We start from the raw sequence: 24,008 nt of genomic DNA, 5'->3' as shown, positions 1-24,008 counted from the left end.
ATAAATAATTAAATATTATTTAATGTTTCCTTTATACTTTTAGCAACTTTATTAGCAGTTAATCCGTAATAGTCTAGCATCTCTTCATATATTCCTGCTCTGCTATAATCACTAGGTAATCCTATCATTAAGTGAGGAGGCTTTTTAACCTCCATAGCTATTGCTTCGGATATGGCACTACCTAGCCCTCCAGCAATTACATGCTCTTCCATACTTACAAGAAGCTTTTTATCTTTAATAACCATTTTTATACCTTCATTATCTAAAGGTCTGATAGTATGGACATTAATTACTTCAGTATTAATGCCTTCTAATTCTAATAATTCTGCAGCTTTTATTGCCTCACTTATAATGGAACCCGTAGCAAATATCGCGATATCTTCGCCATTTTTCACTGAGATAGTTTTTCCGATTTCAAAATTATAATCCTCTTTATAAATAATTGGAGAGGGCGCTCCACTAGTCAATCGAAGATATACTGGATTGGGATAACTTTCCAGAGCCTCTAATACTTTTACTAATTCAAAAGAATCTGCAGGTGAAATAATTGCTATGTTAGGGATAGCACGAATAACAGCTATATCTTCAAAACTACAATGCATATTACCTATCATACCTAATACTACACCACTAGATAATCCTACCATTCTTACTGGATGTTTCATTTCACCAATATCCATTCGAATTTGTTCTAAACATCTTAGCGTATGGAATGGAGCATATGTTGTTGTATAAACATCAAAACCTTCACTGGCTAAACCAGCGGCTATACCAATCATATTTTGTTCAGCAATTCCTACATCAATAAATTTGTCAGAATGTTGCTTTCTATAACGATCTAAGCCTGCTGGAATAGATACATCTGCTGTTATCACCAATAAATCTTCCTTTTTTTTGGCCTTCTCTAACATGACCATTCCAAATGTGCCTCGTTGACCTAAACGTGCTAACATTTTATGATTTTTTAATGTATTATTCATTTTCTTTCACCTGCTCTTCTATCGCTTCGTTAAATAATTTATCCGTTAGCACAGCATGATGCCAATCAATATTGTGCTCCATAAAAGAAACACCTTTGCCTTTAATAGTATTAGCTATTATTACTCTAGGTTTATGAGAAACACTATCAAATACACTTATTAATGCCTCAATATCATGCCCATCTACAGTGGAGACAGCCCAGCCCATCTCTTCTAGTACTTTCTCCAAATGATTCATTGGTAAAATATCGTTCGTTTTACCACCTAACTGAATACCATTCCGGTCAATAATGACTGTTAAATTATCTAATTTAAAATGTGGAGCAGATAAAAACCCTTCCCAAATCGACCCTTCGTTACTCTCACCATCACCTAATAATACATAAACATGACTTGATAATTGCTTACGTTTTAATCCCATCGCAACACCGATAGCCAATGATAAGCCCATTCCTAAACTACCACTTGTAAATTCAATACCTTTTTTACGATTCATTACTGGATGACCTAAAAAGGCACTACCTGTATTCATAAAACTAGCTAAATCTTCCTCTGTAATAATTCCATTCTCATATAAAGCAGTATAGTAAGCTAATACCCCATGTTCTTTACTTAAAATAAAACGGTCTCTACCTTCGTCTAAAGAATTTTTACTATTAATATTCATAGTGTGACCGTACAAAACAGCTAAAATTTCAATAATGGATAAGCCCGGGCCTACGTGAGCAGCATTATTCCCTGAAGCATTTGCTAATTTCAAAGCATTTATTCTCATATGACTAGCTTGTTTCTTTAATTTTTCTACTAAGCTTGCATTAATCATTAAAAAGTCCCCCATCTACCCGTAATATTTGTCCAGTAATATAGGATGACAAATCAGATGCCAAAAATAACACACTATTTGCAATTTCCTCAGGTCTAGCTAAACGTTTTAAAGCTAAATGACTTTGTAGTTGTGTCAAAAATTCTTTATTTGTGATTGCATTTGATACCATATCGGTTTCTGTAAAACCTGGAGCAATAGCATTTACCCTTATATTAACATTACCTAGTTCATTCGCTATTGTTTTAGTAAAGGCGTTAAATGCAGCCTTACTTGCCGTATAGGAAATCATCCCTTTGTAACTATCATCGGCTGCAATAGATGTAATATTTACAATAGATGCCGCTGTACTTTTTCTCATTAATTTCGTAATATATTGAGTCAATAAAAAAGGGCCATAAAAGTTCACTTTCATTTTTTCTTCAAGTGTTTCCATTGTAGTCATTTGATAAATTGTATCCCCAGCTATCCCAGCATTATTAACTAATATATCAATCGTAGAGAACAGATTTCTTATTTCTTTTATGGCTAATTTAACTTCATCTTCCTTACTAATATCAAAATAGACAGGTGTTATTAGAACACCTGTCTCGTTTTGAAGATTAGTTAAGTAGCTTTCAAATTCCACAGTACTTTTTCGAGCACATGCAATTATATTAGCGCCCTGTTTAGCAAATACAGTTGTAATGGCTTTTCCAATTCCCCGATTACATCCTGTTATAACCGCTACTTTTCCGCTTAAAAGCATACTAACTACCTCCTACTTTATACTTCAACATCATATTTTTTTAAAATTTCTATACCAATCGTATATGAGCTAAACTCAATCACATCATCTGTTTCAAGCATAATATCAAACACATCTTCTAATTCAGCAATCATTGCCATATGCCCTACAGAATCCCACTCTTCTATTGAGTTATATACTAACGTTTCATTTAATTGGTCCTCGTTAATATTAAAACACTCTTTAAAAACATTGTTATACTTGTTTAAATTATTCATTGCTATTTTTTCCTCTCAATTCGAATGGAGCCCTTAATTTATGATATTTTTGATAGTTGTTAATCCACGTATCTTTTAAGATTTCCAGAACTTCTACATCATAATATACGCCATCTTTTTTTATATGCTGAGTTAACGTACCTACTTTTCTAAATCCATAATGATAGTCCATTTTCAACATAGATTCATTTATAGAGAGAACTTCAATTACTAATTTGTTAAACTTCATTTCGAAGAAATAAAAATTTAGAAAATAAGGCAGGATACGGCTTGAAACAATAGAATATTCTAATTCACCAATATAAAAGCCTGAACTGGCTTTCTCATGTATGTAATCAATATTATTTAATGAAATTAAACCTATAGGGCTATCTTTATAAACGATAACCCAATTTAATTGAGTATAATCTTTGTTTATCTTTTCAAACCATTTTCTTTGCTTGTTTAAATCAGGCTCGATATCCGTATACATAAATTTAGTTACGTGTTCACTAGTGCGCCATTTCATTACTAAATCTAAACTATCTTCATCTAATAATTTAAATTCCATACTCATTATTATTCACCACTAATTCATTTTGGAACATACGCATATAGTTTTCTCCAATTATGCTTAACTACATATTTTGGGTTAGCATCTTTTATTATTTTTTCGAGAATTTGCGCATCTTCTGGGAAATGATACGTACATATTGATAATTTTGGCTCCATTTCTTTTAAAGTTTTTTGAGCCCCTATAAGCATATATCGTTCTGCACCTTCGATATCAGCCTTAATATAATCTACTTTCTTAATCACCTTTTTTTCAACCAAATTATCTATTGTATCAATAGGAACTGATCTTATTTGATCATTTCCACGATTCATATAAAAAGAGTCTAGTACTCCTGTGTCTGATTCAAATAAATCCATGTACCCTTGATGGTCTGATAAACCATACGGTATTATTTGAATATTGTCATATATCTTTTTTTGCTTTTCTAATATCTCGAGTGATTTTTTCCCTGGCTCACAAGCATATACTGTGCACCCCATACTAGCTGCGTAACAAGAGTATAACCCTATATTTGCACCGGCATCGATTATATAATCTCCTTCTTCGAGGTGAACATCTTCAAACTCATAAACACCATCTACTACTAATGAAAAATCGTTTAAAATGCTAGGTGATAATTCATCCCCTACTGTTTCAAAAAAAGCACCTTTTAAATCACTATTAAATAGTATAGGGTTATATATTTGAATACCATTAAAATCAATTATTTCTTTCGAAAGGTCGATGTTGAATTTTTTAAAATATTCTTCAAAAAATGGATCTTCATAGTTCTCTATAGACTGTATATTTACAATATTTTTATAACCCGTTTTCATAAGAGAACTAAATACTTCTTCATTATGGGAAACTACAGTTAAATAAATATCAACATTATCTTTTAGTAAACTTATTTCATTAAGTTCAACTATAGGTACACTTCTCATTTTTCCACTTTTACTATGATAACAATATTTCTGTTCTTTCTTATGCCCTGGACTTACAAAGACATAATCCACTTGGATATTCTCAAACCAATCCAAATAGTTTATTAAAACTTTTGCTGCGTAACCTATACCATAAACAACTGTATACCGAGGTTCAGTATTCATTATATGTCTTTTTCTCCTATCATTCTCACTAGATCTTTAACATTTAACCATTCTTTATTATTATCACTTGTATAAGCAAAGCCGTCTGGTAGAGGAATACCGCCTTCAAACTTATCAGCATACCACCAAGAAAATTCAGGTTGAATGACATAATATGTATCAAACTCTAATGTATGCCGAGCATCATCTTCCATAATCATTGCTTCATGAAGTTTTTCACCAGGGCGAATTCCAATAACTTCCATTTCGCATTCAGGAGCAATAGCTTTTGCTAAATCTGTAACTTTCATACTTGGAATTTTCGGCACAAAGATTTCCCCACCGTACATTCGTTCCAAATTATCTAATACGAATTGTACCCCTTGATCGAGGGTAATCCAGAAACGGGTCATACGCTCATCTGTAATAGGTAATTTACCTGTATCTTTAATCTTTTTAAAGAATGGTACTACGCTACCGCGACTTCCTACTACATTGCCATAGCGTACAACTGCAAATCTTGTTTTCTTTTCTCCTACATAAGCATTGGCAGCAACGAATAATTTATCAGATGCTAATTTTGTCGCACCATATAAATTCACAGGGCTACATGCCTTATCCGTTGAAAGCGCAATTACCTTTTCTACACCACGGTCGATAGCTGCCTCAATAATATTTTGAGCTCCATGAATATTTGTCTTTACCGCCTCAAAAGGATTATATTCACATGCATCAACATGCTTCATAGCAGCTGCATGAATGACAATATCCACACCATCAAAGGCACGATATAATCGGTCTTTATCCCGCACATCACCAATAAAGAATCGGATTCGTTCATCTTGGAACTCTTGCTTCATTTCATATTGCTTTAACTCATCGCGACTAAAAACGATAATTTTTTTTACACCTAATGTAAGTGCTTTCCTGATGAATTTTTTACCAAAAGAGCCTGTACCGCCTGTTACTAATACCACTTTATCTTTTAAAACACTCATTAGTATTTCCCCTTATTATGTATCATATAAATATTATATCGGATAATTTTAACGTATTTCTACTTTTGAAAAATAAATATAATTTTTAATGCAATATCCACTTTTTATTTGTACATATTTCACTTTTTCCTTTTTACTCTACACATTTCCTCCTTAGCAAATGTTCATTTTAATAGATAGACGAAAAAACACTCTTTGAATTAGAATGTACATTCAAAAAGTGTTCTTATTTTAACTATCTCTTAATTGATATTAATTTCAAGCTATAATTTGTTCAAAATATGGCAACATTTCATATTCAAAAATATCAGCTACAAGGACAAAATCTTGTTTTTCTAAACCTTCATTTATAAGGTTTAAATACTCTTCTAATTGTTGTTTGTTTAAATTTGTATTAACCCCTTGATCCGTTAGTATTTCTTCCATTTGTTTTATCCAAGTAATTCCCTCTGAAAAATTCAATATTTCATTTAAAGCTGTCGGAACATTGCCAGATCTTAAACTATCAGCAATATATTGTAACCCTGCTGGAATTTTAGCTATATATTTGTAATATTCATCTACAATCTCTATTTTGTCCATTTTAACAACCCCCGAATTCTTCTAATGCTATTCTTGTATATTTTAAAGATTTTTCTGTTGCCTCTAAAATATTTTCATAAAGATACATATTTTGTTTATGAATTTGTTTAAATTTTTCTACTGTCTCTAAATGTTTATTATCTATAGTCATTCTCATCACATCCATAGTAATCGGGTCAATGATTCTTTCCATAATTACTTGTGGGTAATATTCTTTCAATTTAGAATCGATTTTATCTAGTTTTTTTAATGTACTAGCTGAAAATACCGTATTATTTCTTTCTTCTTTTAACAGTTGAATCGCTTCTACTAGTAATTTTTTTATTTTTAAATAGACTTCTATTTCTTGACTCATAAATTGCTTATAATTGACAACGCTATTATCTATTTCATTTTTAAGTTCCAATTTTGAAATATTATTTGTCTGATACATATAGTTTTCACAAAATGTTGCAAAATCTAATTGTGGGATACCGTTAATTTTTACGCCACCTTCGGTACAATTATAAATTTTATGTTGTTTGTGCAACATTATATATAATTTTTCTATACTCTTCCTCATACTGTTAAATTGGTGATTCGTTTTTACAGGTTCCCCGTAGTATCCTTCTACTTCAAAAGTCATGTCTTTCTTGAAAAATTCATCAGTTAACTCACTATAATGATTATTATTTTCTGCATGGGATTTATTGTTCGTATAAGCTAAATCTTGTCCAATAATTGCGATTGGTCCTGTACTAATTTTACTTGCTATTTCTAATGCAGTTATAGCAACTGTACCACCAGTTGATAGCATTGGTAAATCCTTACCTAGCCCTTCTTTAATACGTTTTTGTATACTATCTTCTCCATAAAAACAAAAACTATAGCGGTTTCCTTTAAAATCTCGTTCTATTTTCCATGCATTCCCTAAACCATAAATCAAATCGAAAGCATTATTTTTAATGTTTTTAAAGTGTAAATAATTACTTTCTCCTCCATCCATTGTTACTACATAGTCAGGTGTAATTTCTGCTGCCAGTAGAGAGTTGATGGTAGATCCTGCACTAATTATCAAACATTTATCTTTCAATTTTTTTAACAGTGGTAACTGTTTTGTTAATGAAGGACCTCCCGAAGCTAAAATTACTGGGCAATCATATTTATTGTAAAGTTCCTTTAAACTCTGATCTTTATGAACATAATATAAATTCATAATGTAATTTTCCTGCCATAAATCGCCAAAAAATCTTATTGTATTTTCATTCACAATATCTTCAATTTGTATATGACGAATAAAGTCTAGAAATTCTTTATATTCCTTGTCAAAAATTTTGTCATAATTAGGTGAGAGCAGTATATTGACTTTACGATCAAAATCAGCTATATAATCTTCTGAACGCATATAAAAGTCCTGTAAATCAGAAAAAACGCCTTCAATTTTATCTTTACCCTCAATATTTAAACTACTAAATAAAGGGTCATACACTAAAATATCAGTGTTTCCATATTTTTTTGCAATAGCATTAGCTATGTACCCTAGTCCATAGCCAAACAGTATATTTAAATATCCTTCTTTATAGTTCTTATCTATGTATTTATCAGCTTCTGCTTCAGGATTGTAATTACTATGTAAAAAATACCCATTTACTTTTGCATTTGGCTTATCATTTTTTGTTTGTAAATAAATTATATCTAAATCTTCCATAAAGTCGTCTCCTTGGTTAACCTTGGTGAGGCTCTCTTTTAAAAAAGGGTTATTAAATCATATTTGTTTTACAGAAAAGTGTCTTACTTCTTTGATTATATCGGTATAAAAAAGGATTTTTAAATTTTTTATTAAAAAAAGCTTGAACGAAATTTCGTTCAAGCTTTTAATATTTTAGGCTAAAAGTTAATCAATTATTGTAATAATTGAAGCACACCTTGTGGTTGTTGGTTAGCTTGAGCTAACATAGATTGAGCAGCTTGCATTAAGATGTTGTTCTTAGTGAAGCCCATCATTTCTTTAGCCATGTCTGTATCACGGATACGTGATTCAGCAGCTGTTAAGTTTTCAGATGTAGCACCTAAGTTGTTGATTGTGTGCTCTAAACGGTTTTGAACAGCACCTAAATCAGAACGTTGAGAAGAAACTAATTCTAAAGCTTCGTTGAAGTTTTTAATTGCTTTGTCAGCAGCTGTTTGAGAATCAATTTTACCAGTAATTTTTAAACCAGCTGTACCCATTGTTCCGATTTTTAATGTAATAGATTGGCCATCATTAGCACCGATATGGAATTTTTTACCAGAGAATGTACCATCTAATAATTTTTGAGTATTGAACTCTGTGTTTTTAGCGATACGGTCGATTTCTGATTTTAATGCTTTAACTTCTTTGTCAAGTGCTCCACGGTCTGCAGTTACGTTTGTATCGTTTGCAGATTGTACTGCTAATTCACGCATACGTTGTAGGATTGCGTGAGTTTCGTTAAGAGCACCCTCAGCAGTTTGGATTAAAGAGATTGAGTCTTGAGCGTTTTTAGTAGCCATATCAAGACCACGGATTTGTCCGCGCATTTTTTCAGAGATTGCTAAACCAGCAGCGTCATCGCCCGCACGGTTTACTTTGTAACCTGAAGATAGTTTCTCAAGGTTTTTAGAAGCTTGAGTGTTGTTGAAAGTAAGGTTACGGTGTGTGTTTAAAGCTGAAATGTTGTGTTGAATTCTCATTTGGAATTCCTCCTTGAATTTTTAATGTGTTATTCCACATCCGTGTGGAATTTCGGATTAGGTAGTATGTATGTACTTCCTGCCCCTTACAAACTATATATCGTAATTAGTTGGAAATGTTTAATAGTTTTTTAGAAAGTTTTTTTATTTTTTATGTAATTATTTCAAAATAAACATATATCTCTTATTATTTTTTCTTCAATTGCTCTAAAAAGTTTGATGTTACAGAAAGGGCTTCTTTATTTTCCGCTTGGATTGCTTCAAAAACTTCTGATCGATGTACTTTCACCGTTTTCGGTGCAACAATCCCCAGTTTGATTTGGTCACCCTCAACTGCTAATATTTTTATTTCAACTTGATCACCTATCATAATTGACTCATCTTTTTTTCGTGAAAGAACTAGCATTATTTCGCACTTCCTTCCAATGGTAGCATTGGATAACGTAATGGAAAGGCTTTATTGTCTTGAAGAACGATTTGCTTACCGCGTTTTTTTTCTATATTTAAAATAACAGGTGCCAGCAAGTTAATCGTAGAGTCTTGAAATGCTTCTTTTAATGTTACAATAGCATATGGAAGAACATCTTCTTGCTTTTCAATTTGTAATTGCTCACGATCTTCTTCGCTAATATCAAAGCTATAATCTTGTTTGAATGCAAAAGGGTAGGCTACGACAAAACCAATTTCTTTATTCTGAACAGATTGTAATAATGCAAGTGGAAGGTCTGCATCAATCGGTAACAAAACAAATTTTTTCTCCTCCTCTAATCCTAGTAAACCATGCTCAAATGTAAGGATATCTTGTTCACCAATTTCTACTTCTCCTAAAAATTTAGTAGCAATTTTCATTTATAAACTCTCCTTTAAATGATGACATCGATGTCAACATCTGGTCTTTGTATCATTGTACCAGTTACTTTTCCTGGTGTGTATTCGTGTATAGGTTTGTTCACTTTAGCGTCAATTACTGGTTCTCTTCGTTGAATATTGACATCCGTTGTACCTGGTGTGTAATTAATTTTGACTGATCCTACGGATGGTACAAATTTGACATTAAATTGTACACGGTGTGGACCGTGGTTTTGTTTAGCTATATTTTGAACTATTGCCCGTCCTTGATCTTTTCCAGCGTTCTCCATCATTTGACGTCCCTCTTGTGCTCTGCGTGCCATTCCTTTTATTGCCTCTCGTTTTCCTTTTTCTGCGTAATTTGCACTTGATTCTAAAGGACCAATCATTCCTATGTCTCTTCTTGCCTGTGAGGAGTCAATTTTCAAAACACTTCTCGTTGTATTTATATCTAAAATAGCGGCTGGTTGTTCAATACGCTGTGTCGCCTTTGGCTGTTCAATATGCTGCTGAGGTTTACCAATATGAAGATCAATTTTGGCATTGATTGTGCGAATTTGTATTTGTGGTAGCCTCACAATACTAGCTCTCCTTTCAAGAAAAGCGTTTGAACAAAGTGTCCAAACGCCTAAATTATATTAACGGATAAAATCCACTAATGTTTGTTGAATGATTTTAGAACCTACTGAAAGTGCAGCCTGATGAATAGATTCATGTGTAACCATTTCAGTAATGGCCTTTGCATAGTCGACAGACTCATTATCCCTGAGTTGTTTTGTGACGTTAACCTCACGTATACCTAGTCGATTTTCCATCATTTCTACACGGTTTTGCCGTGCACCGATATCTGCCTGTGCTTCTAAAACTTTATTATGCATGGCTGTAATATCATCATTTGTAGTGGCTGAGGATACCCCGCCAAGCATGCTAGCAATTTCTTCACCTGTTTTTGTTGGGTCGCCTAATAAATCCGAAATTTTCCCCATCATATCATCTATATTATTAAATAAATCTTTCCCTGGGGTATTTACAGAAAGCTGGATACCATCATAAATTTCTATTTTTACACCTTCTTGATTAGTATTCGGATTTATGACTCCACCAATAAATAAAGGCTCGTTAGTTCTAGTTCCACTAAATATGTAACTGCCACCAATATTCGTATTTCCTACATCCTGTAATTGTTGGCGAATTTGGTCAATTTCTTTTTTTATTTTGTCACGATCCTCTGATGTATTTGAATCAGTGGCAGCTTGAATAACAAGTTCGCGAACTCGTTTCATTTGCTCACCAACCTGATTAAGAGATTCATCTGTCGAATCCAACCAGCTACTTGCCGTAATCGTGTTACGAGTGTATTGCTCTACCTTAGCTAAATCTCGACGATAGCCCATACCCTTTACTGCAATAACTGGATCATCGGATGGACGAGTAATTTTTGAACCTGAATTTATTTGGTCCTGTAGCTTAGACATTTTACCATAGCTGTTATTTAAATTTCGTAGCATGTTATTTGATAGCATTGATTGTGTTACACGCATTTTGTAAAAAGCCTCCTTCTTGTAGGTTGATAAATTGGTCATTATTTACTTGATTCTATTGTTATAAACCAACTCGGCCCATACCGTTAATAATTTTATCCAATGTTTCATCGACAACCGTAATCATACGTGCATTTGCATTATACGCCTGTTGGAAAGTAATCATATTTGTCATTTCTTCATCTAAAGAAACCGCACTTACAGCATCGCGACTATTAGATACCATCAGAAGTTGGGATTCAGAAGTCGCAGCTATACGTAATGCCTCTTCACCATCTACACCAACTTTTCCGACAATCGCTTGATAGAATGATTGTAAGCTTGCATTATCTATATCTGCATATAATTTATGTTGCATATTGGCAAGTTCGTAAGCATTCTTACCATTTCCTTCTTCTGTTGGGTCAGAAGATGCTGCTAAAAGGTTAGGATTTTTTAAGATATCTTCATTAACCTTGATTCCACCAGCACCAGTTCCTTCAAAGAAAACGCCACCTGGTTTCGAAGGATTTATGATGTTTCCATTCGCATCTTTTTCTTCAAGGGTATAACCTTTTGCATGTTGCGCATTGAATTCTTTAATAAATGCATTGGCTAATTGATCTAATTTTTGTAAAGTTTCTGTGTAGTATCCTTTAATATCGCCACCCGCACTTTGGTAACCATACGAATTAATTAGTGAAAGTAATTTTCCTTTTGATGCCTCAAAGTCTTGCTGTTTAATTGCCGTTTGTGTACTAGTGACAGCACCCGCTTCATGCGCATCTAAAGATTCCAATCCTGTTAATTGTAGTTCAGAGAAAGAATTTGTAATTTCATCGCCAGTCACCTTCGTGCCGTTTGTACCCATTGCAGTAAATTGAGCGAAATCTTTACCGTTTACTAAATCTCTGATAACACCGTCATTACCTTTAAAAGTAATTTTTAAGCTTCCTTCTGCAACCTCTGATGCTAAACCACCAGAAGGAATACGTTCAATCGATACTGGAATATACTCATTTAGTTTATCAACTAGAGTATCACGCACATCATATAAATCATTTGGTACATGCCCACTAGGTTCAACCTCTTGAATTTGCTTATTAACGGCAGCAATTTGTTTAAGGATAGTATTAATTTGAGTTGTCGAAACATTAAGTTCATTTCCAAGATTACCCTGAATCATTTTTAACTGTTTATCAAGGTAATTTAAAGAATCAGCTAAGTGCTCCGCACGACTAATGGCTACTTTACGTGAAGCACCATCTGCAGGCTTCGTCCCCACATCTTCAAGTCCCTTCCAAAACTGTTCGAAAGCTTTATCTAAACCGAATTCCGAAGGTTCATTCATAACATCTTCCATTTGAGAAATGGCATTTGTTCTAGATTCCCAATAACCTAACTTATTCGTCTCTTGACGATATTGGCGATCAATAAATTCACTACGAATACGTTGGATTGAACTTGCTTCAACCCCAGTACCAAGATGTCCTGGATAAGTTGGTTGGTTTAAGCCGGCTGTTGGAAAACCTGGTGTCGCCTGCATGTTTACTCGTTGGCGTGAGTAACCTAATGTGTTGGCATTGGAAATATTATGTCCTGTTGTGTATAAAGCTGTTTGTTGTACGAAGAGGCCGCGTTTACTTGCTTCTAGGCCCATAAATGTTGAGCGCATTTTTCTTCCTCCTTTTAGGCTTGTGAATCGAAATATGATTTTTTAGCTATGTTATTTGTGCCATGAACCTCGTTGCTAGAGTAGTTCATTTGCTCTGTGCGAGGTCTTACAGCATCTAATGTTAGGTTGACGATTTGTAGTGATTGGAAAACAAGTTTTTGATTTAAGTCATTTTGTTTTCGTAGGTCAGTGATAATTTGCAGTAAACGATCGCGAACTACTGATAAGGTTGCTTTGTCAGCTTGTTGGTCAGCAGCCTCGATGACATCTGCGACAGTCGTTTTGTCAGATGAAGCAAGTCCCTTTGCTTCGAGGTAGTCCGTTACCTGTTTCTGACGCTGTTGCTCGAGCTTATCGATGGCCGCTATGTGTGCCTGCTCATCCTTGAGCAATTGGTCTAGAGCTTCGATATCACCAGCTTTAATGATTTCTGTTTTTTTCAAGGCTAGTTCAAGTAAACTTTTATGCATTCTTTCTAGCATCGTTAATGTAGAATTAATCGCTTCTACAGACATATCGCTATACACCCTTTCTGCTGTTCCCTAGAAACGATAATATTTCAGCATATCCTCTGCTACTTTGCGAGCATCTACTTTGTATTCACCAGAATCAATGTCTTTTTTCAGCTGTTGTACGCGGTCAGCTCGCTCTGTACTGTATGTTGATACGCTTTTCATATCTTGAGCAGCTTTCGAAATCTCAATTTTATCAGCAAAAGATGCTTTGTTTGTATCTGATTTAACGTTACGTACTTGGTTTTTATAGGCGTTTACTGCATTAATTCCATAAGATGTAATTTTCATTTTGAAACCCCCCATCTAAAAATCTTATCTTCCTATTATTTCGGATTGTCTCACATAATGTTAAGTTTTCACATATAAAAAAGTGTGCTAATTTTGTTTAAAATTAACACACTTCCCGTTATTAGCGTTTTCGCTCTGCGTGATAGGTTACACGATCGCGTTGCTCTACACTGTCGCGGAATTCCTTAGCTGCTTCAAATGTACGTAAGTCAGCCTTTAATTCATCTTGACATTTTGTACAAAGCTTACCTATGGTTGTCAGGTGACCACAGTTATCACATGGATAACCAAGGTTAGGGAACATGGCTGGCTGCAAGCGGCCTTTACGAACCCATTTATACAATAGCTCCTCTTCTGCTCCAGTTGCTTCTACGATACGCTCAACTGTTGCTGCACGGTTCTCACGTTTACGAAGGAAGCGATAAACGATTTGATAAAGCTCTTCCTCTGATTGTGCACACTTATGACATACTTCTCGGACCCCTGTATAATTAAAAAATTCATTACATTTTGGACAATTACGAACCTCAGCCATCTGCTTTTCCTCCTCTTTCAAGAAATCTTATCTACGAATGCTATACCCATCATCTATTATACATAATACGTTGGAAAATTCATCCTTCAATTAATGTGAAGTATTGGACATTTTTAGCACCCGCCTGCATTAGCACATCTGCGGCATGCTGAATGGTTGTTCCTGTAGTTTTAATATCGTCAAAAAGAAGGTAATCTTTATGCTCTACTTGTGAGCCTACCTTTACACGAAAAAGAGGTGCTACATGTATGCGCTGCTCTCTATTTTTGGAGCTTTGTGTCTCTGTTGTTGTCTTTTCTAATAGCTGAATGTACGGAATAAAAGCTGCCTTTAATAGTTCCTCTGTGTGTGAGAAGGTACGCTCCTGTTGCTTGAGGGGATGCATGGGAATTGGTAGAATCATCGCTTTCTCTTTTCTAAATCGAGCATAAAGCTCCTGTCGAAATACTTTTGCAAGAGCTACATCCTGAAGAAATTTAAACTGATGTAAGTAATCTTTCATCGCGTCATTATACTGATAGAGTGCTGTAGCTGACTGTGAATGTTCAAAGCGAGCAGCACACCTATCACATATAGTCGGTGAAAACTGCTTTGTTAACAGAATTTTCCAGGATATGGTTGATGTCAACGGCTGCGAGCAAATTAAGCAATGCGATTCTATTTTATTCATTGGGGAAATCCTTTTCTATTATATAAAGCAATTTTTGCACATGCCTCATCCATCTCTATTGTGATGCCGTGATGAAAGAACAAGACCTCACCAGCAGGAAATTGTCTATCCCGCCCAACACGACCCGCAATTTGAATAAGAGCGCTGGCAGTAAAAATCAATGACTCTGCTCCGATTACTGCCACCTGTACATTGCTAATTGTAATGCCTCTTTCTAATATAGTTGTAGTTAATAAGCCTGGAACTTCTTTATTTCTTAGCTTCAGCACCTTTTCCTTTCGCTCCGAATCTGCTGCATGCACAGCTACTATCTTTTCATCTAGCAACTGAAAAAGGGGTTCTGCTCTATTCATTAAGGCGATTGTTGGAAAGAAGATTAAAAATGGCTGCTTTTGGCTAAGACGTTCCTCTGTCCATTTTTTTAACCTTTTGGGGATTGTACCTCGCTGGAAGCTTTTATCATAGCCCCATAAAGCACGCACTTGAGGAACTGGCAATGGATGATTGTGATAGCGTTTTGGAATAAAGGAGTAGCTTTCTTGCTGAAAGGCATGTAGTAATGATGGTGATGGGGTTGCTGTAACAAATACAATAGGAGCATGTTCTTTTTTAGCCTTTCCTACTGCTCTTTGTAGGGTTTCATCAAATGTATAAGGAAAAGCATCTGCTTCATCGACAATGATAACATCAAAAGCCTTGTCAAATCGGTAAAGCTGATGGGTCGTTGCTATAACCATCTGGGCATAGCCATGTTGTTGTAAGACACCACCGTATAATGCATGAATAATAGTTTCAGGGAATACTTGCTGGAAGCGTGGCGTCAATTCCAACACTACATCTGTGCGTGGTGTTGCAATACAAACACGTAGCCCTCGCTTTAGCGCATCATAAACCGTTGGAAAAAGCAGCTCGGTTTTTCCAGCACCACACACTGCATGAATTAAATGCGAACGCTTTGCTGTCACACTTGCTAAAGTTTCATTTGCAGCCTGTTGTTGAAGTTCCGTGAATTGCCCTGCCCATTTGAATAAATGCTTGTACGTCTTAATGGCTTTAGGACCAATCCAAACCATCAAATTCGTACAGCTGCTCACCCTCCCCATTTTGATACAATGCCGACAATATAAACATTGTTGCTGGCATTTTGAGCAATCAAATAGAGTGAATAATTGCGGGTTTGTATTGTGGCAGCGATTGCAACGAATAACTGGCTTCATTTGAATTCCTTCTATTAAATTAAAATATTTTCGCTCGATTGCGTTATCAATATGTGCTGATGAATATGGAGAATGATTTTTTAACCAAATGCGACCTTCATGGAAATCACGTAATGCTGGTGGTAACAGCCAACCTTTATATTTCATAATTTCTCTCCCTCCATAGAAAAAAGCCTCTACTTTGCTGTAGAGACCTTCTCATAGAAATTTTATTTTTTTGTCCAGCCTAAGCCCATCGATCCTTCACCTAAATGTGTGCCAATGACAGGGCCGAAATAGCTTAATTTAAAACTTACGTTCGGGTACGCTTCTGCTAATTGCTCTAGCCATTCTTGTGCTTCTGCTTGGCAATTGCCGTGTATGACAACAGCGTCCATAGCTTCATACTTTCTCGCATCCTCTGCTAGCAATTCCTCTACACGTTTTAATGCTTTTTTACGTGTTCGGATTTTTTCAAAAGGCACAATCACCTTGTCTACAAAATGTAGAACAGGCTTTACTTGTAATAAGCCGCCGATCAAGGCTGCCGCAGAAGACAAACGCCCACCACGTTGTAAATGAGCTAAGTCGTCTACAATGAAGTAAGCACGGATATACTGCTGCATGTCCGCTAATGCCGCCAGTATGTCTTGCGCTGAATGGCCCTCTTTCGCCATTTCAGCAGCTTTTAAAACATAAAAGCCCTGAACCGCACAGGAAATTTCACTGTCAAAGGCATGCACTTTTATGCCTTCTACCATTTCACCTGCCTGTACTGCCCCTTGATATGTTCCACTAATACCACTTGATAAATGGATCGAAATAACCTCGTCATAATCCTTCGCTAGCTCGTCAAAGAGAGCAACAAATTCTCCGATTGGAGGCTGTGTTGTTTTTGGGAATTCTTTTGCTCCACGCACCTTATCGTAAAACTCAGATGCTGTGATGTCTACTTCTTCTGCAAATAGTTCACCTGAGATATTAACACTTAAAGGTATCATGTGAATGTTTAAGCGTGCACGTTCCTCAGCTGAAAGATATGCAGTACTATCTGTTACGATTGCCGTCCTCATCCATGTCCACTCTCCTATGATTCTTAGTTTACAATCTATTTCTTCTTGGTGCAATTGTTGTTGTTTGTTCGCTGTCGCACAGGATACGGAATGAAAACAAAAAGAAATGAATGTAAAATGAATGACGAACGTGAGATTCACGTTTTCGTTATTCATTTCGCATTCATTTTCTATGTATAGTAGGCGTATCTTCACTCAATTCTTATATTGAATGAAGATAGCTCCTGTTAGTTGCCTGTACTAGACTGTGAGTCATCACCAATATAAAAGACACTTGTAACCTTCCAATCATCGTCTTCCTTCACAAAGACTGTTACTTGACGTCCTGCACTTTCGTGTTCAACATTTGTCTCAATCTGAAGAGAGTGCATTTTCATGTTGGCAAACACCTGAGCCTCTTCTGGTTCATATTTAGCAATCGTTACGTTTTCTACATCACGCTTAATATCAAATTGATCGAATACTTCTGTTGCATATGTTTTTTCTTCATCGTATTTAAAACCCTTTGGATTTTTCGAGATTGTCTTCATATAACGCTCGATTTCTTCAGCATTTAATGCAGCAATATACTCATCGAAAGATGCTAAAATTGCCTTTTCATCTGCTGCTGGCACATTTTCAGCTTTTTCCACATTACCACCCATCATCTCAAAGCCTACTGTACCATCTTCTATTACTTTTTCTCGATCCTCGTCACTCATCTTCTCTTCTTTATTACCACATGCAGTTAAAGTTAATACGAATAAGATTAACACTGCTAGAAAACTTTTCTTTAACATCAAAAAACCTCCCGCGCATATTGTAGCATATAAATGCTGTAGTAGGAATTTTGTTGTGCTTTTTCAACATTTAGGTGCTACATCTTTCTTATGACGCATTTGCTTGTAAAATGTTGCACGTTCTGTTAGTTTTCATGTTTATACGTATAAACAGTCCCGTTTAGCAATGTTACAAAATTGTGAATAGCCTCTTCATGATTTCGTAAACCTTTATAAATAATTACCAAAAAACAATAAAAAACTGTTTTAAAAACTACTTCAATAGAAAGTAGCCTTTAAAAACAGTTTTAGCACTTATCGTACTTCCACCCAACCATTTTTAATGGCTGTTACAACAGCTTGTGTACGGTCATTAACATTCATTTTTTGTAGAATACTTGAAACGTGGTTTTTAACCGTTTTTTCAGAGATAAACAATGTCTCACCAATTGTACGGTTTGATTGACCATCTGTTAATAGCTGTAATACTTCACATTCACGTTTAGTTAATAAATGGAATGGACGGCGAATTTCCGTTTGGTGGAAGTTCCCTTTATTTTCGTGTTCAGACAGGCGTTTGAACTCAGCTACTAGGTTTTTTGTTACTTTTGGATGTAAATAAGATCCACCATTAGCAACGACTTTGATCGCTTCAACGATTTCATCGGCATCCATCTCTTTTAACATATAGCCAAGAGCACCTGATTTTAATGCATGTGTGACATATGTTTCATCATCATGGATCGACAGCATAATCACTTTCGCATCAGGAAAATCATTGATTAACTCTGACGTTGCTTCTACTCCATTTTTACCTGGCATGTTAATATCCATTAATACAACATCTGGTTCGTTTTCAGCATATAACGTAACCACGTCAGTACCATCATCACCTTCAGCTACTACATCAAACGTATCTTCAAAATCTAAAATGCGTTTTACTCCTTCGCGGAATAGCTGGTGATCGTCTACAATTATAATCTTTGTCATTTGTCTTTACCCCCTAAATTTCTGCAACATTGCATCACTCTACTTCTAACGGTATTTTAAATAAAACCGTTGTCCCTCGATTGATTTCACTAGTAATCGTGATTGTACCATTTAAAATTTCGATACGTTCTTTCATTCCTAAAATCCCAAAGGAATGGTCTTTCACTACTTGTGGATCAAAGCCAATGCCATCATCTTTCACAACGATATTGACAGCTTCTTTTAACCACTCAAGCTTTACCCAAATGTCTTTACATTTTCCATGCTTCATGGCATTTGTTACGCATTCCTGCACTAATCGGAAAATGGATACCTCATAATTTGAAGGTATACGTTTTTCTGTACTTCTCGATTGGAAATGAACTTCAACACCTGGATTATATTCAGTTACTGTCGATAAATACTTCTTTAATGTCGGAACAATTCCCAAATCATCAAGTGCCATTGGTCGTAGATCATAAATAATACGTCGCACCTCAGATAAAGCATTTCGCACCGTTTTCTTTAAATCAGCAATTTCAGCCAATGCATTTTCAATACCCTTTTCACGATACGTTCTATCTATTAAATCAGTGCGCATTAGTACATTTGCAAGCATTTGAGCAGGTCCATCATGAATCTCTCTCGATAAACGCTTACGCTCTTCTTCTTGAGCTGCAATAATACGTATCCCAAAATCTTGCTTCATTTTTGCTTGTTCAAGCGCTAAACCAACATTTTTTAAATCTGAAGTTAAGTAATTCAAAATGACATTTACCTGATTGACAATATGATCAGCACGTTCAATCGTATCGAGTAATCCTCTTAATCTTCTCTCTAGATCATCTCTTTTATCGCGTAGCTGTTTTTCTTGCGTTCTAATAACGGAGAGCTTTACCTGGAAATCATGTGCAGTTTCATATGCTTCTCTAACTTGTTCTTCGGTATAATTATCAAAAGCTTTACTTACTAATACAAGTCTTTGCTTAGCAAGCTGCGTACTTTTTTCCAGAGCATCGCCTTCATCAATTACAATTGATATTTGTTTTCGAACAATTTCCAGCTCTTTTTGCATATCTTCAAAGCTTCTTCGGCTTTGTTCACTTATAATAAAGATGTCATCCTTTGAGCTCATGATTGTATCTAACATTCGATTGAAAATGTCATCAAGCGACTTTAAATCGAAGGTATCATTTGAAAACATAGTATACTCCCCAGTCTAATGTCTTATGATTACTCACTATTTTAATAGACCAATTTCATATATTCCATAGTCTACACCCATTATAGCATTACCATGCTAAAATTTAATGCTTTTTCTACACGAAAATTATAGAATAGAACTCTAATTAAAAGGAGATTGATACGGATGAGAGAAAACTATTTAACAGTAAAAGGATATGGTGAAAGCGAAATTGTTATTTCCAAATCCCGCTTTCTCACTTATATAGAACGTGCAGAAACGGAAGAGGATGCAATTTCCTTTATAGATCGTATAAAAAAAATGCATCATAATGCAACACATAACTGCTCAGCCTATATTATTGGTGAGCATGATCATATTCAAAAAGCGAATGATGACGGGGAACCTAGTGGTACGGCTGGCGTCCCTATGTTAGAGGTCTTAAAAAAACAAGGCTTAAAAGATACGGTCGTCGTAGTTACTCGCTATTTTGGAGGTATTAAGCTCGGTGGCGGTGGTCTCATTCGTGCTTACGGGAAAGCGACAACAGAGGGTCTCATTGCTGCACAAGTAGTTGAACGTAAACTTCATCATTTCATGAAGGTAGCCATTGATTACACATGGCTAGGGAAAGTCGAAAATGAAATAAGAGGTTCATCTTACTCTTTAGAGGAAATACGGTATTTAGAGGGTGTCGAAATCATTACTTCTGTGTTAAAAGAGGAAGAAGAGCAGTTCCGAAATTGGATTACAGAAATCACAAATGGACAAGCATCCATTACATTCGAAGATGCTCAATTTATAGAATTTATTGTCAAATAAATAGTTTTAATTGTCGAAACTAAATATGCATAGTATAATTTTTTTGTTAGGCTATTTTTATTGACCATTCGTTTGCTTTATTGTAATTGAATAAAATTTAGCTTTATCGCATTATTATTCCCAATAATTAGAGGAGAATATATCTAATATGAAAAAAAGATCTGTTAAACCGTACAAAAAAAGATCTTCTAAAGCTTCCTTAATTATAAAAGTTACACTACTATTAGTTGCCAGCTTGGTGATTTGTGTAACGGCTTATGGTGTTTACCTTACAAAACAGGTAGAGCATGCTGCAAACTCAGCATACGAGGAATTAGAAGGTCGACAGGTTTCTACTCAGCGAGAAGAAAAAGTAGAGCCAGTACATGATAATGTATCTATTTTATTTGTCGGGGTTGATGATAGTGATAATCGTGGACAGGGTTCTGAAAACTCACGTTCCGATGCACTTATTTTAGCTACGTTAAATAACAAAACACATACAATTAAAATGTTAAGTATTCCTCGTGATTCTTACGTTTATATTCCTAAGGTCGGTTATAAAGATAAAATTACTCATGCTCATGCCATGGGTGGAACACTTACTACTATTGAAACAGTAGAACAACTATTTGACATTCCAATCGACTATTATGTGCGTATGAACTTCAATGCCTTCATTGACGTTGTCGATGCACTCGGTGGTATTGAAGCAGAGGTACCTTATGCTTTACACGAATTAGATGAATTTGATAAATTCACAATCAATTTACAGCCAGGCTTACAGCATTTAAACGGTAGTGAGGCTCTTGCCCTTGCAAGAACACGTAAGCAAGATAGTGATATTGAGCGTGGTAAACGTCAACAAGAAATTCTTTCAGCTATTATCAAAAAAGTTGCTTCTGTTGGTTCCATCACAAAGTATGATGATGTCATTAAAGCCCTTGGTGATAACATGAAAACAGATATGACATTCACTGAAATGAAATCCTTCATATCTTATTTATCAAAAGGTGCTCCACGTATCGACTCTTTAACATTGGATGGTACAGATGACATGTCTACTGGTATATATTATTATCAGTTAAATCAGGATTCTGTAGATGAAGTGAAGGAAATCTTCAATAACCATCTTGGACGAAATGAAAGTTCATCAAGCCTAACAAGTGGCAATACTTCAGGAACAGACAGTGCTGCAAGCGATGATAATTCAGCCGTTGAATAACCAGTAATGACTTTCCAAAGCCCTTAGACAAGCCATCTTGTCTAGGGGCTTTTTATATTACTTCCCCAATGATTAAACTGCTCTTTTCATTTACCCTGTCATGAACTAGTTAAACAAGCCTATTTTAGCTTTCCTCCCTTTCTATTTCCTATACATTCTAATGGTAATGTCCGTCCGTAATAGTTCACTCAAAGTTGCTATTTATGCTTATCAATAAGAAAGACATTGAGAAGCGCTCTTTTAAGCTATACATCCAAGTAGCCAGTTTCTTTGGCAGCAAAAGTAAGCCTCACCTGCATGAACAATGTTTTTAGATCTCTTAAGGTTTTTCCATCACAATCCATGCTTTTGCTTCGCGTCCGCAAAGACACATTCAATCTTCTCTTTGCGCTTTGCATAAATTGGTTTGCTGTCATAGGAATGTCGTAAATGTTCAGCTTCCTCTAAATATAATTCCCAAATATGGTGTTGAATGAGTTATTTTCTGTACATTGTGATGCATGGTTATATTGGCAATACGCCATATTCGTTGCGATTTCTTTCATTTTCGTACTAAATGCTTCTTAGGTACTTATTAATCGATCGTTAACATCTCTAATCGTTCACGATGAAGTATTTTATGTAGAAGCTGATTGGTGCGAAGTAGTGGCAATAACAAAGCGAGGGAAGCAGCTCGCCCCCGCCTTTAGCATCAATCGACGGTTTTAATAAAAAAAGACTGTAGATAAACTCAATTTTTTTGAGTTTATCTACAGTCTGAGCAATCATACAAAATGTATGATTGCTTTCGTTTTATTTACTGAAAATCCGTACAAAGTTTAATAATGGTCTATAGTTTTTACCTGCTAGCCCAATGACCTCAACAAAGATTTCAATGGCTGTTAAAATAACAGCTACAAGTAAAATAGCTCCCCATAATTTTGCCATAGAGAAGATGATCGCTGCTAATCCAAACATCATCGCGATGCCATAAATAATTAATACAGTTTGACGATGTGTAAAGCCCATATCCAGTAAACGGTGGTGTAAGTGAGATTTATCTGGATCAGACCATTTCTTCTTCATGCGTACACGACGAACAATCGCAAAGAATGTATCAGAAATTGGTACACCAAGAATAATAATTGGAATGATTAAAGCTACGAATGCAACATTTTTAAAACCAAGTAATGCCAACACGGAAATCATAAATCCGAGGAACAATGCCCCTGTATCACCCATAAAAATTTTCGCTGGGTGGAAATTATAAAATAAGAAACCAAGTGAAGCTACAGCTAAAATGGCTGCTAGCGCTAAAACAAACATATTGCTCATAATAAACGCCATGATTGCTAATGTAATGAGTGCAATTGTAGAAACACCTGCTGCTAGGCCATCTAAGCCATCAATTAAATTAATAGCATTTGTAACCCCAACAATCCAAATAATTGTTAATGGGATACTTAGTAAACCAAAGTCTAATGTACCTAAGAATGGTAAATTAACCATTTCAATTTGAATTCCACCTACAAAAACAACAATTAGTGCGGCACCTAGCTGACCAATCATCTTTGCCTTGGCAGAAATCTCACGCATATCGTCAATAACACCAGTGGCAACGATAATACAAGCACCTATAATGATAGCTAACAAAGATTCGGGACTACCATGTTTAGTATGGATTAAAAATGAATATAAAATCGTCACACCAATTATAAACGCAAGGAAAATGGCTAAGCCGCCAAGTCTTGGCATAATTCGAGCATGTACTTTTCGGTAGTTTGGTGCATCAACAGCACCTATTCTAAACGCTAAACGTTTCACTAATGGAGTTAACAAAATGGATGCAACGAACGCTGCTATTAAAGACACGTAAAGCATGTCTCTCCTCCTCAAATAAATAATCTACATTGAAATCCAAATTGATTATAGCATGAACAAGCATTGAAATATACTTTTTCTAAACATTTTCCACGATTTCACAAATATTTTGTACATTTTAGCATTCATAGATTCCTATACAGTCAATTGTAGTCACCATTCGCAAAATTTGATAAAATAATGAAGTGT

Annotated in this window: 27 protein-coding genes and 1 pseudogene; 2 read left to right on the top strand and 26 right to left on the bottom strand. The window is 35.3% G+C overall.

What is annotated here, in order from left to right:
- Positions 1 to 8: 8 nt before the first annotated feature.
- The 24 genes from NV349_RS03270 to NV349_RS03155 all read right to left on the bottom strand — a co-directional run bounded on the left by NV349_RS03270 (position 9) and on the right by NV349_RS03155 (position 19,954).
- Entirely contained in the window at positions 9 to 980 is a 972-nt protein-coding gene (locus NV349_RS03270; RefSeq protein WP_089934798.1) for a transketolase family protein, read from the bottom strand.
- Positions 973 to 1,803: a transketolase gene (locus tag NV349_RS03265; protein WP_089934797.1), complete on the bottom strand. Its 831-nt coding sequence runs from the start codon at positions 1,801 to 1,803 to the stop codon at positions 973 to 975. The genes NV349_RS03270 and NV349_RS03265 overlap by 8 nt, the downstream gene beginning before the upstream one ends.
- Complete coding sequence (locus NV349_RS03260) at positions 1,796 to 2,551, bottom strand: SDR family NAD(P)-dependent oxidoreductase (RefSeq protein ID WP_089934796.1); 756 nt, start codon at positions 2,549 to 2,551, stop codon at positions 1,796 to 1,798. The genes NV349_RS03265 and NV349_RS03260 overlap by 8 nt, the downstream gene beginning before the upstream one ends.
- 17 nt (positions 2,552 to 2,568) lie before the next feature.
- Positions 2,569 to 2,808 (bottom strand): acyl carrier protein, encoded by a 240-nt coding sequence (locus tag NV349_RS03255; RefSeq protein ID WP_271912400.1) that lies wholly within the window; start codon positions 2,806 to 2,808, stop codon positions 2,569 to 2,571.
- A complete protein-coding gene (gene pseH / locus NV349_RS03250) occupies positions 2,801 to 3,364 on the bottom strand; it encodes a UDP-4-amino-4,6-dideoxy-N-acetyl-beta-L-altrosamine N-acetyltransferase (RefSeq protein WP_271912399.1) in 564 nt (187 codons plus the stop codon). The genes NV349_RS03255 and pseH overlap by 8 nt, the downstream gene beginning before the upstream one ends.
- 17 nt (positions 3,365 to 3,381) lie before the next feature.
- The gene (locus tag NV349_RS03245; protein ID WP_271912398.1) at positions 3,382 to 4,452 is read right to left on the bottom strand and encodes an FkbM family methyltransferase; all 1,071 of its coding nucleotides are present in this window, start codon (positions 4,450 to 4,452) and stop codon (positions 3,382 to 3,384) included.
- Positions 4,452 to 5,429, bottom strand: a complete 978-nt coding sequence (gene pseB / locus NV349_RS03240) for a UDP-N-acetylglucosamine 4,6-dehydratase (inverting) (protein WP_271912397.1) — start codon at positions 5,427 to 5,429, stop codon at positions 4,452 to 4,454. Before pseB ends, NV349_RS03245 begins: the two co-directional genes overlap by 1 nt.
- Positions 5,430 to 5,687: 258 nt before the next feature.
- Positions 5,688 to 6,011 carry a DUF8042 domain-containing protein gene (locus tag NV349_RS03235; RefSeq protein WP_089934787.1) on the bottom strand — a complete coding sequence of 108 codons (324 nt, stop codon included), beginning with the start codon at positions 6,009 to 6,011 and terminating at the stop codon, positions 5,688 to 5,690.
- Between the two features lies 1 nt (position 6,012).
- A complete protein-coding gene (locus NV349_RS03230; protein WP_271912396.1) occupies positions 6,013 to 7,698 on the bottom strand; it encodes a motility associated factor glycosyltransferase family protein in 1,686 nt (561 codons plus the stop codon).
- A 194-nt stretch (positions 7,699 to 7,892) separates the two neighbouring features.
- Positions 7,893 to 8,702: a flagellin N-terminal helical domain-containing protein gene (locus NV349_RS03225; RefSeq protein ID WP_271912395.1), complete on the bottom strand. Its 810-nt coding sequence runs from the start codon at positions 8,700 to 8,702 to the stop codon at positions 7,893 to 7,895.
- Positions 8,703 to 8,889: 187 nt separating this feature from the next.
- On the bottom strand, positions 8,890 to 9,108 hold the full coding sequence (csrA, locus tag NV349_RS03220) for a carbon storage regulator CsrA (protein WP_089934782.1): 219 nt from the start codon (positions 9,106 to 9,108) through the stop codon (positions 8,890 to 8,892).
- Positions 9,108 to 9,551, bottom strand: coding sequence for a flagellar assembly protein FliW (gene fliW, locus NV349_RS03215; RefSeq protein ID WP_271912394.1), 444 nt, complete (start codon positions 9,549 to 9,551; stop codon positions 9,108 to 9,110). Before fliW ends, csrA begins: the two co-directional genes overlap by 1 nt.
- Before the next feature lie 14 nt (positions 9,552 to 9,565).
- Positions 9,566 to 10,129, bottom strand: coding sequence for a DUF6470 family protein (locus NV349_RS03210; RefSeq protein WP_271912393.1), 564 nt, complete (start codon positions 10,127 to 10,129; stop codon positions 9,566 to 9,568).
- Positions 10,130 to 10,189: 60 nt separating this feature from the next.
- On the bottom strand, positions 10,190 to 11,092 hold the full coding sequence (gene flgL, locus NV349_RS03205; RefSeq protein WP_089934776.1) for a flagellar hook-associated protein FlgL: 903 nt from the start codon (positions 11,090 to 11,092) through the stop codon (positions 10,190 to 10,192).
- 61 nt (positions 11,093 to 11,153) lie between these two features.
- On the bottom strand, positions 11,154 to 12,746 hold the full coding sequence (gene flgK, locus NV349_RS03200) for a flagellar hook-associated protein FlgK (protein WP_271912392.1): 1,593 nt from the start codon (positions 12,744 to 12,746) through the stop codon (positions 11,154 to 11,156).
- Between the two features lie 14 nt (positions 12,747 to 12,760).
- Entirely contained in the window at positions 12,761 to 13,261 is a 501-nt protein-coding gene (locus NV349_RS03195; protein WP_058843853.1) for a flagellar protein FlgN, read from the bottom strand.
- A 27-nt stretch (positions 13,262 to 13,288) separates the two neighbouring features.
- Positions 13,289 to 13,549, bottom strand: coding sequence for a flagellar biosynthesis anti-sigma factor FlgM (gene flgM / locus NV349_RS03190; RefSeq protein ID WP_036121087.1), 261 nt, complete (start codon positions 13,547 to 13,549; stop codon positions 13,289 to 13,291).
- Between the two features lie 121 nt (positions 13,550 to 13,670).
- Complete coding sequence (locus NV349_RS03185; RefSeq protein WP_271912391.1) at positions 13,671 to 14,084, bottom strand: TIGR03826 family flagellar region protein; 414 nt, start codon at positions 14,082 to 14,084, stop codon at positions 13,671 to 13,673.
- Positions 14,085 to 14,163: 79 nt separating this feature from the next.
- Positions 14,164 to 14,754 (bottom strand): ComF family protein, encoded by a 591-nt coding sequence (locus tag NV349_RS03180; RefSeq protein WP_271912390.1) that lies wholly within the window; start codon positions 14,752 to 14,754, stop codon positions 14,164 to 14,166.
- Positions 14,751 to 16,118, bottom strand: a complete 1,368-nt coding sequence (locus tag NV349_RS03175) for an ATP-dependent helicase ComFA (protein ID WP_271912389.1) — start codon at positions 16,116 to 16,118, stop codon at positions 14,751 to 14,753. The genes NV349_RS03180 and NV349_RS03175 overlap by 4 nt, the downstream gene beginning before the upstream one ends.
- A gap of 62 nt (positions 16,119 to 16,180) precedes the next feature.
- The gene (locus NV349_RS03170) at positions 16,181 to 17,023 is read right to left on the bottom strand and encodes a DegV family protein (protein WP_058843856.1); all 843 of its coding nucleotides are present in this window, start codon (positions 17,021 to 17,023) and stop codon (positions 16,181 to 16,183) included.
- Between the two features lie 227 nt (positions 17,024 to 17,250).
- The gene (locus tag NV349_RS03165) at positions 17,251 to 17,802 is read right to left on the bottom strand and encodes a DUF3225 domain-containing protein (protein ID WP_036121101.1); all 552 of its coding nucleotides are present in this window, start codon (positions 17,800 to 17,802) and stop codon (positions 17,251 to 17,253) included.
- 294 nt (positions 17,803 to 18,096) lie between these two features.
- Positions 18,097 to 18,771, bottom strand: a complete 675-nt coding sequence (locus NV349_RS03160; protein ID WP_036121104.1) for a response regulator transcription factor — start codon at positions 18,769 to 18,771, stop codon at positions 18,097 to 18,099.
- A gap of 34 nt (positions 18,772 to 18,805) precedes the next feature.
- On the bottom strand, positions 18,806 to 19,954 hold the full coding sequence (locus tag NV349_RS03155; RefSeq protein WP_036121108.1) for a sensor histidine kinase: 1,149 nt from the start codon (positions 19,952 to 19,954) through the stop codon (positions 18,806 to 18,808).
- Positions 19,955 to 20,119: 165 nt separating this feature from the next.
- Between NV349_RS03155 and NV349_RS03150 the strand changes: the two genes are divergently transcribed.
- Together NV349_RS03150 and NV349_RS03145 are read left to right on the top strand one after the other, a co-directional pair.
- A complete protein-coding gene (locus tag NV349_RS03150; protein ID WP_036121111.1) occupies positions 20,120 to 20,755 on the top strand; it encodes a YigZ family protein in 636 nt (211 codons plus the stop codon).
- A 148-nt stretch (positions 20,756 to 20,903) separates the two neighbouring features.
- Positions 20,904 to 21,959, top strand: coding sequence for an LCP family protein (locus NV349_RS03145; RefSeq protein ID WP_036121114.1), 1,056 nt, complete (start codon positions 20,904 to 20,906; stop codon positions 21,957 to 21,959).
- A 184-nt stretch (positions 21,960 to 22,143) separates the two neighbouring features.
- Here NV349_RS03145 and NV349_RS03140 read toward each other — a convergent pair.
- Both NV349_RS03140 and NV349_RS03135 read right to left on the bottom strand, forming a co-directional pair.
- A pseudogene (locus NV349_RS03140) lies at positions 22,144 to 22,436 on the bottom strand (transposase); the annotation flags it as partial.
- Between the two features lie 315 nt (positions 22,437 to 22,751).
- Complete coding sequence (locus tag NV349_RS03135; RefSeq protein WP_036121117.1) at positions 22,752 to 23,819, bottom strand: glycosyltransferase family 4 protein; 1,068 nt, start codon at positions 23,817 to 23,819, stop codon at positions 22,752 to 22,754.
- Between the last annotated feature and the right edge of the window lie 189 nt (positions 23,820 to 24,008).

This window comes from Lysinibacillus sp. OF-1, from assembly GCF_028356935.1.
Taxonomy (GTDB): Bacteria; Bacillota; Bacilli; order Bacillales_A; family Planococcaceae; genus Lysinibacillus; species Lysinibacillus fusiformis_D.
This window is presented reverse-complemented; position numbering and strand designations above follow the sequence as displayed.